The sequence below is a fragment of the Chitinophaga alhagiae genome (assembly GCF_003568665.1).
GTDB classification, from domain to species: domain Bacteria; phylum Bacteroidota; class Bacteroidia; order Chitinophagales; family Chitinophagaceae; genus Chitinophaga; species Chitinophaga alhagiae.
On the sequence record NZ_QXMH01000003.1, the window covers coordinates 530,968 to 542,596 of the forward strand.

Genomic DNA, 11,629 nt, shown 5'->3' on the forward strand with positions numbered 1-11,629 from the left:
ATGGCAGCAAACTCTTTTCACATACCCCTGCAATACCTGCGCAACTATGTGGCCGGGCGCATGGACCTTCATTTCGGCAAGGCCAGCAGCGTTACGGTAGATACGGATGCCTACTGGCACGACGGCAGCCCTTTTGCCGTATGGATGGAAGAGCATAAACCCGGCCCGGAAGAATATGTGTGCCTGCTGCTGGCCCTGGCGCCTCACCTGCAGCCCTCTTTTTTTGAAGACATTCTCCGGGAATATATTCCCGAAGGGGGCAACTTCATTGACTTTGGCGGTGCAAAAAGCCAGTATCACCGCGGGGTGCTGCCCACCGGGGAAACCATGCTTTTTATATTGGCCGGTAATGATGTGAACAAACGGGTGGAGCTGCAAGACTTACTGCTTCACAGCAGCGTTTTCTTCAAACAAGGTATACTGTCTCTCGAAACCGTGCCCTATGGAGAGCCCCGGATGAGCGGGCGCCTGCTGCTGGCGGAAGAAACGCTGGAGTTCTGGCTAACAGGCCGTATCAGCCATCCGCGCTTCTCTTCGGAGTTTGCGGCGGAACATATCAGCACCGCCCGCGAGTGGGAAGACCTGGTGCTGAACGATCATACGCTTTCGCAGATCAGGGAAATTGAGGAATGGATCAGGCACCATCATACCCTCCTGCACGAGTGGCAGTTCGGCAGCCGTATGAAACACGGGTACTGCGCACTCTTTCACGGCCCGCCGGGTACCGGCAAAACGCTGGCCGCCACGCTGCTGGGCAAGTACACGGGCCTGGACGTGTTCCGGATAGACCTGTCTAAAGTAGTGTCCAAATACATCGGGGAAACGGAAAAGAACCTGGCGCGTATTTTTGACCGCGCGGAGCGTAAAAAATGGGTGCTCTTTTTTGACGAAGCGGATGCGTTATTCGGCAAACGCACGGAAATACGCGATGCGCACGACAAGTATGCCAACCAGGAAGTAGGCTACCTGCTGCAACGCGTAGAAAACTACAACGGGCTCATCATCCTGGCCTCCAACTTCAAGGCAAATATGGATGAGGCCTTCCTCCGCCGCATGCAGAACGTGGTGTACTTCCCCATTCCTGCTGAAAAGGAACGGTATATTCTCTGGGAACGCTCCTTCCCGCAAAGGGTACGGTTTGCCAGCGACGTGTCATTACATCACATTTCAAAAGAACACGAGCTGACCGGCTCCAACATCAACAACATTGCCTATTTCTGCTGCCTGAAGCTGATCAGCAACCAGAAAGAGGAGATCACCTCGCCGGAGCTGCTGTATGCCATCAGGCGGGAGCTGCTGAAGGAAGGAAAGGGCTAGGCGGCCTCATAGCTTGTTAAACCGCAAATGCAGCACCCGCCCATCGTTCACCTCAAATCCCTCTATTTCTTTCTTTGCATTGCGCAGCACCCTCAGGTGGCTCATCCACCAGTAATTGCTGTGCAGGTGGTCTGGCCCGGCAAAGCGGAGCGGCATGTCCGTGTATTTGTTGCTGGTGAGTACCAGTTGTTTGTTCTTCAGGGCTATGCCGTAGTTGCAGTCCAGCTCCGGGCAATAGTACGTTCCTTCATAAGCCTTCAGCTCCCGTTCCGTAGCGGGCGGGGCGCTGTACTTTTGCAGCAGGGCGGTCTCACCAGGCCCAAAAGTGACCAGCACGGTGGTATCGCCAGGTTTGGCAGTAAAGGCATATTGCTGTACGGGGTTAGCCAGCGCGCTGAAAGTGCCGCCATCCCCTTTTAACAGTTCCGAACGGCCAAATGCGTCCGCATAGAATTTGTTATCTGTAACGCGGAACGCCATCTGCGTGCCTTCATCAGAAATATAGCTGCCTTCAAAACGTTGCATGGAGGCGGGGTTGCCGAGTATGGCCTGGCTGCTGTCTGGCCGGGCGGCGTTCTTTTTGGTGGCCGCCTCTTTTTCTTCCACAAACAGGGCCATCAGTTCTTCCGCTCTCGCGCCCGGGTTAAAGTCTCCCACATTAGCCAGCACCACGCAGCCCAGCTTCAGGTCAGGGCATACCAGCAGTGTGGTGCGGTAGCCCGCATCGGCGCCGTTATGCACAAAACCGCGCCAGCCCTTGTAGGTAAAATTGCCGATGCCCAGCGCATAATCTATTACTTTCCCGCTGTTCAGGCGGCCTTTTTCGGTAAGCTGTACAATATCCTGCGCATCACCAGCTTTGGGATCGTAGAAGTTCATGATCCATTTGGAAAGGTCTTCCACCGTAGTAAAAAGACTGGTAGCGCCGGTATTGGAATAGCTCAGCACGCTGTTGGCAAACTGGTTGCCGTTCTTCCGCTGGTAAGAATAGGAACGGCCTTTGACGATCTCTGTATAGTCGTCATGAAAATGCGTGCTGTTCATTTTCAGCGGTTTGAAAATGGCGGAGTCTGTAAACTGCCGGAGCGTTTTGCCGCTAACGGCCTTCACTATTTCCGCCAGCATGGTATAGCCGCTGTTGCAATAATTGTAACGTTCTCCCGGCTTGGAATTGAGCGCCCGCTGGCGGCTGAGTACCTTGATGATCTGTTCCTGTGTGATCACATCATCCAGCCGCGTGCCGGCGGTAGCCAGCAGCTGCCACTGGTCACGGATGCCGCTGGTATGATTGAGCAGGTGGCGGATGGTGATCGTTTCTCCCAGGTCGGGGAACCAGGGCAGGTATTGCCGTACATCATCATCCAGGCGCAGCCTGCCTTGCCTGGCCAGCAGCACAATGGCGTAGCCGGTGAACTGTTTGGATACGGAGGCCACATGAAAAATGGTGGCGGGCGTATTGGGCGCGCTGTATTCCAGGTTGGCCAGGCCGTAACCTTTGCTGAAGATCAGCGAATCGTTCCTGATAATGCCTACGGCACAACCCGGACTGGTCTCGCTGTCCCAGCGCTGGAAGAGCTTGTCTATTTTTTGCTGCGTAGTATCAGGCAGGTACTGGGCCTGTGCCTGGCCGGAAAAAAGGAATACCAGCAGGGGGAAAAAGCAGGATCTCATGAGGGGTGAATTTTCATACTGAATGTAGTCATTTATTTGCGCGCCTGCAAATCAGGATGCACATATATCTCCGGCGCGGTGGTTGATGGGGCCCCGTCCCGAATTTACCAATTTATCCCCGTGCCGCCGGGCGGAAAAAATTATTTCCCGCCAAAAACTTGTTTACTTAAACGTTTAAGCATATTTTTATTCCATGAAGAAAAAAACCTCGCTGAAAGATATTGCCCAGGAGGCCGGTGTATCCACGGCGCTGGTTTCTTACGTATTGACCAACAAGGAAGAGAAAGCGAGGGTGGGCCAGGAGATGGCGAAAAAGATCCGGAAAATAGCCAGCAGGCTCAACTACCAGCCCAATCACATTGCCCGCAGCCTCAAAAGCGGCCGGTCAGACACCATCGGGCTGATAGTGGCGGACATTTCCAACCCTTTCTTCGGCAACATTGCCCGCACCATTGAAGATGAGGCCAAACGGAACAACTATACCGTGATCTTCGGCAGCTCTGATGAAAACCTGGAGAAGTCGGGAGACCTGATCAACGTACTGCTGAACCGGCAGGTAGATGGCCTTATCCTCATCCCCACGGAAGGTTCCGAGCAGCAGATCAAACAATTGCAGAAGCAGCCCGTGCCTTTTGTGCTGATAGACCGTTACTTTCCGCAGATACCCGTGAGCCAGATCGGCATCAATAATTACCAGGCCTCTTACAACGCCATTACCCACCTGGTAAAAACGGGGCGGCAGCGCATTGGCATGATAGCCTATAAAACCGCGCTCTACCATATTAATGAACGCAAACGCGGGTATACGGAGGCGCTGGCCAGCCACAGCCAGCAGCCCAGCCTGATGAAGCTGGCCCGCTATTCCCATATCCGCGAAGAAACGCGCCAGGCCATTGACCAACTGCTGCAGGGCCGCAAACCGGCAGACGCCGTGTTTTTTGCTACCAACAGCCTGGCCATAGAAGGGCTCAAATATATCAACGAACTGGGGGTACGGGTGCCGGAAGACCTGGCCGTGGTGAGCTTTGACGAAAGTGAGGCCTTTGACCTCTACTACTCCCCCATCACTTTCATCAGGCAGCCCATCCTGGAAATGGGCAACGCCGCCGTACGCCTGTTGCTGGAACATATCAAAGACGGTGACAAACCGGCGGAGAACGTCTGCATAGATACAGCACTAGTGATCAGGCAATCCAGCAACCGCCAGAAAAAGAAGTAACAGCTTAATTTATTGCCACGTAGGGAACGGCGTAGCAATTGCCGGCAGAAAACGTAACAGCTTGTTATTACCACCTATGGGAAGATGCTGTGAAGCGCGCTGCTTAATCGATAAAGCAACATAATACCACAAATCATAAAAACGTATGAAAAAACTGTTCCTGATCTCTCTGGCGGCCTGTATCAGCAGCGCCGCACTGGCCCAGAAAGGTTTTAACGGGCTGGAAATGAACATGGGCAACCTTCACCGCCTGTCAGACGCCAAAACCCGCTCCATCAGTCCCGAGAACTTTACCGGCGAGCCGGGCAAGGGAGGCATGGCCACCCTTGAACAGGGTAATGCCCGCAATGCCGCGCGGGAGCTGGGGCAGGGCTGGAAGGTAAACCCGTACATCCACATTGAGCCCGGCAAAACCTTTACACTGGCCGAAATTGAAGGCCCCGGCGCCATCCAGCACATCTGGATGACCCCTACCGGCAACTGGCGTTACTCCATTCTCCGTTTTTACTGGGACGATGAGACCACCCCCTCCGTAGAAGTGCCCGTGGGCGATTTCTTCGGCATGGGCTGGGGAGAATACGCGCAGATGAACTCGCTGGCCGTTACCGTCAACCCCGGCAGCGCCTTCAACTGCTACTGGACCATGCCCTTCCGCAAGAAGTGCAAGATCACCATGGAGAATATCAATACAGAACGGATGACGCTGTACTACCAGGTAGATTATACGCTCACGGACGTACCGGAAGACGCCGGGTATTTCCACGCGCAGTTCCGCCGCAACAATCCCGTGAAAGGCGCCGAGTTTACCATGGTAGACGGCATCAAGGGGAAAGGCCAGTACGTAGGCACTTACATGGCCTGGGGCGTGAACAACAACGGCTGGTGGGGCGAAGGCGAGATCAAGTTCTTCATGGACGGAGACAGCAAGTTCCCCACCATTTGCGGCACCGGTACAGAAGATTATTTCTGCGGCTCCTACAATTTTGACAGGAAAGGCCACTACCAGGAGTTCAGCACCCCTTACACCGGCCTGCACCAGGTGATACGGCCGGACGGGCTGTATAAGTCCCAGCAGCGCTTCGGCCTTTACCGCTGGCATGTGATGGACCCCGTGCGTTTCGAGAAAGAACTGAAAATTACGATACAGGACCTGGGCTGGCGCAGCGGCGGGCGGTACCTGCCGCAGCAGTCAGACATCAGCAGCGTGGTGTTCTGGTACCAGCGCGAGCCGCATGCACCTTTCCCCAAGCTGCCGGCCAAAGACCTGCTGGAAGTTAACTAACCTTTAATTTTTTTTATGGCGATGAACGAGACAGGATCACAACTGATAGGCAATACCCGCAGCGCGGAAGGGCAACATACCTTCCACGCGTTTGACCCGCAGCGGCAGCAAACCCTGCCGCTGCCCTTCCGGGAAGCCACCCAACATGAAACAGACCGCGCGGTGCAACTGGCCGCCGCCGCATTCACCACCTATAAAAAAGTACCCCCGGCGCGGCGCGCGGCCTTTTTGCAAGCTATTGCGGAAGGCATTACGGCCCTGGGAGAAGAACTTGTCAACACCGCCTCCGCGGAAAGCGGGCTTCCGCTGGCGCGGCTGCAGGGCGAGCGTGACCGTACCACCGGGCAACTGCGCCTGTTTGCCGGCCTGCTCACGGAAGGCTCCTGGGTAAATGCCCGCATAGATGCCGGCACGCCAGACGTGCGGCAGATGCAGATACCGCTGGGCGTTATCGGCGTTTTTGGCGCCAGCAACTTTCCGCTGGCCTTTTCCGTAGCCGGCGGAGACACGGCAGCCGCGCTGGCCGCCGGCTGCACCGTAGTGTGCAAAGCCCATCCTGCCCACCCCCACACCTCTCACCTGGTGGCCACGGCCATACTGGCGGCAGCCAACAGCACCGGCATGCCAGAAGGCGTATTTTCCCTGCTGCACGGCGCTTCCATTGAAACAGGGCAGCAACTGGCCAAACACCCGCAATTGTCTGCCATTGCCTTTACCGGCTCTTTCAGGGGCGGCAAGGCACTATATGATACGGCTACACGAAGGCCGGTACCTATTCCCGTATTTGCGGAAATGGGCAGCGTGAACCCCGTGTTTTTCCTGCCCGGCATTTTACAGGAAAAGGGCGAAGCGCTGGCCGCGCAATTCCTGCAATCCCTCACCATGGGCGTGGGGCAGTTCTGCACCAATCCCGGGTTGTTCATCACGCCGGGCGCAGGCAATACGTTTGTTGACACGTTGCAAAAAAGCATTGCCGCCATGCCGGCCGGCTGCATGTTAACGCCCGGCATACTGGACGCGTATCAAAAAGGCATCCATCAACTGCAGCAGGCCGGCGCCACCGTGCTGGGCAAAGCGCCCGAAGCGGCGCACCAGGCCTCTCCTTACCTGCTGCAGATCAGCGCGCAACAGGCGCTGGATAACCCGTCCCTTTGCCATGAAGTATTCGGCCCTTCTTCCCTCCACATCCGCGCGGACAACCGGGAAGAGCTGTACCAATTGGCCCGCGGGCTGGAAGGGCAGCTAACGGCTACCATACACGGTACGGAAGAAGACCTGCGGCAGCATGCGGAGCTGGTAGACATACTCCGCGAAAAGGCCGGCAGGATACTGATCAACGGTTTTCCTACAGGCGTGGCCGTTAACCATGCCATGGTGCACGGCGGCCCCTGGCCCGCCACCACACCCGCCGCGGGAACATCTGTAGGCAGCACCGCCATTTACCGTTTCTGCCGGCCGGTATGTTTCCAGGACTTCCCTGCCTACCTGCTGCCGCCGGAGCTGCAAAACAGCAACCCGCTGGGCATCTGGCGGCTGCTGAACGGCTGGTTTTCCAAAGATGCGCTGTAGCGCAAGTTCCATCCACCTTCAAAAACACATAACACTTCTATGGACCTGGGTTTAAAAGACAAGATCATCATTGTGACCGGAGGCGCCAAAGGCATTGGAGCAGCCATTTCAGCAGTACTGGCGGCGGAAGGCGCCTTCCCCGTCATCATTGGCAGAAATGAGGCAGACAACCTGCAACACCTGGCCCATATTGAACAAGCCGGCGGCAAAGGCTGGCAGGTAGTGGCGGAGCTGACAGACCCGGAAGCCTGCCAACAGGCTGTAAACGCCGTTGCGGCAAAATTCGGGAGAATAGACGGGCTGGTGAACAACGCCGGCATCAATGACGGGGTGGGGCTGGGAAGCGGTTCCTACAGCGCTTTCATGCAATCCCTGCACCGCAACCTTGTACATTATTACCTGGTAGCGCACCATGCGCTGCCTTACCTGAAAAAAAGCAAAGGCCCTATTGTGAACATCAGCTCCAAAACGGCTGAAACAGGCCAGGGCAACACCTCCGCCTACGCCGCCGCCAATGGCGGGCGCAACGGGCTTACGCGGGAGTGGGCGGTAGAGCTGCTGCCCTTCAGCATCCGCGTAAACGCCATTGTAGTAGCGGAGTCATGGACACCGCTATACGAAAGCTGGATCAATACGTTTGACAACAAGGAAGAAAAACTGGCCGGCATCCTGGCCGGCATACCGCTGGAAAAACGCATGACCACGCCGGAAGAGATCGCCAACATGGCCGCCTTCCTCCTCTCGTCCCGTTCCAGCCATACCACCGGGCAGCTGATACATGTAGACGGCGGGTATGTACACCTGGACAGGGCGCTCTGATCATCCACTCAATATTCAAACAACATGCGTCAACAGATCATCAAAATACACCCGGAAGATAATGTGTGGGTAGCCCTGCAGGACGTGCCCGCAGGCGCCACCGCAGCCGGTATTACCGCCCTGCGCAACGTTCCGGCCAAACACAAGTTCACGGGCGAGGCCATTGCCAAAGGCGGCCCGGTTATTATGTACGGCGTGCTGGTAGGCATTGCCAATGAAGACCTGCCCGCCGGGGAACTGGTTACCACGCAGAACATCCGCCATGCCTCCGGCAGCTTTGCCGTAAAAGAAGAAAGGCACACGCAATGGAACGTGCCGGACGTTACCCGCTGGGCCAACCGCACGTTCATGGGCTATCACCGAACAGACGGGCGCGTGGGCACCGGCAACTACTGGGTGATCATTCCCATGGTATTCTGCGAGAACCGCAACGTGCAAACCCTGCACAAAGTACTGGTCAAGGAGCTGGGCTACGCAAAACACAATCCCTACGAAACCATGCTGCAGCAACTGCTGCGCAATACAGACAGCGCGGAGCAGCCCGCGGTCGAGAGCAGGGCCTTTGCCAACATAGACGGCATCAAGCTGCTCACGCATACCCTGGGATGCGGCGGCACCAAAGACGATGCGCGCACCCTGTGCGGGCTGCTGGCCGGCTACATCACCCACCCCAACGTAGCGGGCGCCACGGTGCTCAGCCTCGGCTGCCAGAACGCGCAGCTTGAGATGCTGAAAGAAGAAATTGAAAAAAGGGTGCCGGGCTTTGACAGAACAGTGATCTGCCTGGAACAGCAAAAAATAGGATCGGAAAAAGCGCTGATGGAACAGGCCCTGCAACAAACGTTTGAAGGGCTGGCGAAAGCCGACCAGCAGCAACGCCAGCCGGCGCCGTTGAGCAAGCTGATAGTGGGCATGGAATGCGGCGGGTCAGACGGGTTTTCCGGCATTTCCGCCAACCCCGCCGTGGGCCGGGTTTCAGACATGATCGTAGCATTGGGCGGTTCGGTGATACTCTCCGAGTTCCCCGAGCTGTGCGGCGTGGAGCAGGAGCTGAGCGACCGCTGCATCAATACGGAACTGGCGGCGCGGTACACGCAGCTGATGCGGGAGTACGCCAGCAGGGCCGAAGCAGTAGGCTCCGGTTTTGACTCCAACCCTTCCGCCGGCAACATCCGTGACGGGCTGATCACAGACGCCATCAAATCCGCCGGCGCCGCCCGGAAAGGAGGTTCCTCCCCGGTTACCGACGTGATCGACTATCCCGGCCGTGTGCGGCACCCTGGCCTGGCGCTGCTCTGCACGCCCGGCAGCGATGTAGAGTCTACCACCGCCGAAGTAGGCGCGGGCGCCAACATCGTCCTGTTCACCACCGGGCTGGGCACGCCTACCGGGAACCCGGTAACACCGGTGCTCAAGCTCTCCACCAACACCAGGCTGGCCAATAAAATGCGGGACATCATTGACCTGGACACCGGCACCGTCATCAGCGGAGAAGAGTCTATTGACGAGGTGGCCGCCCGTATCATGGAGCTGGTGATAGATACGGCCGGCGGGCAATACACGGCCAAAGCGCAGGTGCTGGAGCAAGACGATTTTATACCATGGAAAAGAGGCGTATCCCTGTAAATCATCTTAATACCATAGTTATGAACATGAAAATCATTGCAGGCTGTTTGCTGGCCGGCACTATTGGTTGTAATGAGGCGGCACAGAAAAAAGATGCCAAACCCTCCACCTTCGGAGAAGATGTGGCTTTCCTGCAAAAACACCTGCAGAACGTAGTGGTGCTCAGCGGCGGAGACAGCGCGCGGGTGGTGGTAACGGGCGATTACCAGGCCCGCGTAATGACCAGCACCGCCGGCGGCGATGCCGGCAAAAGTTTCGGCTGGATCAATTATGACCTGGTGGCATCCGGCCAGCTCACGCCGCATATCAATGCTTTTGGCGGGGAAGAACGTTTCTGGCTGGGGCCTGAAGGCGGGCAATACTCCCTGTTCTTCCCGCCCGGCAAACCTTTCGACTTTGACAACTGGCAAACACCGGGACTGATAGACACCGCGCATTACGTTGTGCGATCATCATCCCCCACCGCCGTTACCTACCAATATGCCGGCAACATCATCAATTACTCCGGCACCCCGTTCACGCTCAACATCAACCGCACCATCCGCCTGCTTGACCAGCAGGCCATCACCGCCAAACTCGGCTTTGACCTGCCGGAGGGCCTGCGTTATGTAGCCTATGAAACGGAAAACGTGCTCACCAATGCGGGAGACAGCGCCTGGCAGGAGCAAAGCGGCCTGCTAAGCATCTGGCTGCTGGGCATGTTCAAACCCTCTGACCAGACCGCCGTGGTAGCGCCGTTCCGCCATATCCCGGATGCCCGCGCACATATTACGGACGACTACTTCGGCAAAATTGCGCCGGATCGGCTTTCCGTAAAAGACAGCCTGTTGCTTTTCCGCGCAGACGGGAAGGCACGCGGCAAGCTGGGCCTTTCCCCGCTGGTGGCCAAGCCTGGCGCGGGCAGCATAGACCTGGAGAACAATACCCTCACGGTATTGCTGTACGATGTAGTGCCCGATGGCCGCTACGTCAATTCAAAATGGGAATTGCAGAAAGAACCGTTCAAGGGAGATGCCGTAAACTGCTATAACGACGGGCCGCTGGCAGACGGCTCGCAGATGGGGCCTTTCTACGAAGTAGAATCCTCTTCAGACGCACGCGCGCTGCAACCCGGGGAATCTGTCAACTACCGCCAGGCCACCCTGCATTTTGAAGGCAGCCGCGAAGCGCTGCAAACGCTGGCGCAGCTGCTATGGCAACTGCCGCTGCAGGATGTACAACAATTCCTTCAAAACAAATAAAGCCACATGAATACCATTCTTCTTTATAAAACCGAAGGCGCCCTGCTGGTGTTCCATCAGCATCAATACTATTCTTTCCTCACAGACTGGAACCGGTTCGTGAACAGGAAAGACCTGTACCAATGCATACTGTCTGACCTGCAGGGCCAGTCCCCGATGGACAAGACCGCGGCGGAAAAGATCATTGCCACCGGCCTGCAGCCTCCCATTGCCACACAGGAGGTATGGGCCGCGGGCGTTACCTACTTCCGCAGCCGTACCGCGCGCATGGAAGAATCTGAAGATGCCGGCGGCGCTACTTTTTACGACAAGGTATACGTGGCGGAGCGGCCTGAACTATTCTTCAAGGCCACTCCGCGCCGCGTTTCCGGCCACGGGCAAACGGTGTACATCCGTAAAGACTCTTCCTGGGACGTGCCCGAACCTGAACTGACGTTGTTTGTGAGCAGCCACGGCACCATTGAAGGCTACACCGTAGGCAACGACATGAGCTCCCGCAGCATTGAAGGCGAAAACCCGCTCTACCTGCCGCAGGCAAAAGTGTATGAAAAGTGCGCCGGGCTGGGGCCTTGCCTGATGGTAACAGACGCGCCCATTCCGCCAGATACGCTGATCAAAATGGCCATCTACCGGGGCGCCGTGCAGCAGTATGGAGACCATGTGCCCATCAGCCAGATGAAACGCGGCCACCAGGAGCTGGTAGATTTCCTCTTCCGCGGCTGCGCCTTCCCGGACGGATGTTACCTGATGACGGGCACCTGCCTGGTGCCTGAAAACAGTTTTACCCTGCAGGACGATGACCGGGTGGAGATCAGCATAGACCACATCGGCACGCTGGTGAACCATGTAGCTACCTTGCAGTAGCACCCTGGAGCGCCCAATGCA

The 11,629-nt window shown here is 56.8% G+C and carries 9 protein-coding genes; 8 read left to right on the plus strand and 1 reads right to left on the minus strand.

The genetic code is table 11. From position 1 onward, the window contains the following. Positions 1-1,317, plus strand: a complete 1,317-nt coding sequence (locus D3A97_RS18420; RefSeq protein ID WP_119079986.1) for an ATP-binding protein — start codon at positions 1-3, stop codon at positions 1,315-1,317. 6 nt (positions 1,318-1,323) lie between these two features. On the opposite strand, the gene D3A97_RS18425 is transcribed toward D3A97_RS18420, so the two are convergent. Then, positions 1,324-2,988, minus strand: a complete 1,665-nt coding sequence (locus tag D3A97_RS18425) for a serine hydrolase domain-containing protein (RefSeq protein ID WP_119079987.1) — start codon at positions 2,986-2,988, stop codon at positions 1,324-1,326. Between the two features lie 193 nt (positions 2,989-3,181). On the opposite strand from D3A97_RS18425, the gene D3A97_RS18430 reads away from it, so the two are divergent. The 7 genes from D3A97_RS18430 (at position 3,182) to D3A97_RS18460 (ending at position 11,608) form a co-directional block, all read left to right on the plus strand. After that, positions 3,182-4,207, plus strand: coding sequence for a LacI family DNA-binding transcriptional regulator (locus D3A97_RS18430; RefSeq protein WP_119079988.1), 1,026 nt, complete (start codon positions 3,182-3,184; stop codon positions 4,205-4,207). A 145-nt stretch (positions 4,208-4,352) separates the two neighbouring features. After that, a complete protein-coding gene (locus D3A97_RS18435) occupies positions 4,353-5,489 on the plus strand; it encodes a glycoside hydrolase family 172 protein (RefSeq protein ID WP_119079989.1) in 1,137 nt (378 codons plus the stop codon). Positions 5,490-5,510: 21 nt separating this feature from the next. Beyond that, entirely contained in the window at positions 5,511-7,058 is a 1,548-nt protein-coding gene (locus tag D3A97_RS18440) for an aldehyde dehydrogenase (NADP(+)) (RefSeq protein ID WP_119079990.1), read from the plus strand. A 39-nt stretch (positions 7,059-7,097) separates the two neighbouring features. Next, on the plus strand, positions 7,098-7,877 hold the full coding sequence (locus D3A97_RS18445; protein ID WP_119079991.1) for an L-fucose dehydrogenase: 780 nt from the start codon (positions 7,098-7,100) through the stop codon (positions 7,875-7,877). Positions 7,878-7,901: 24 nt separating this feature from the next. After that, entirely contained in the window at positions 7,902-9,503 is a 1,602-nt protein-coding gene (locus D3A97_RS18450; RefSeq protein WP_119079992.1) for a UxaA family hydrolase, read from the plus strand. A gap of 20 nt (positions 9,504-9,523) precedes the next feature. Next, entirely contained in the window at positions 9,524-10,744 is a 1,221-nt protein-coding gene (locus tag D3A97_RS18455; protein WP_232826011.1) for a DUF6786 family protein, read from the plus strand. Between the two features lie 6 nt (positions 10,745-10,750). Then, positions 10,751-11,608 carry a fumarylacetoacetate hydrolase family protein gene (locus tag D3A97_RS18460; protein ID WP_198674060.1) on the plus strand — a complete coding sequence of 286 codons (858 nt, stop codon included), beginning with the start codon at positions 10,751-10,753 and terminating at the stop codon, positions 11,606-11,608. Positions 11,609-11,629: the final 21 nt, after the last annotated feature.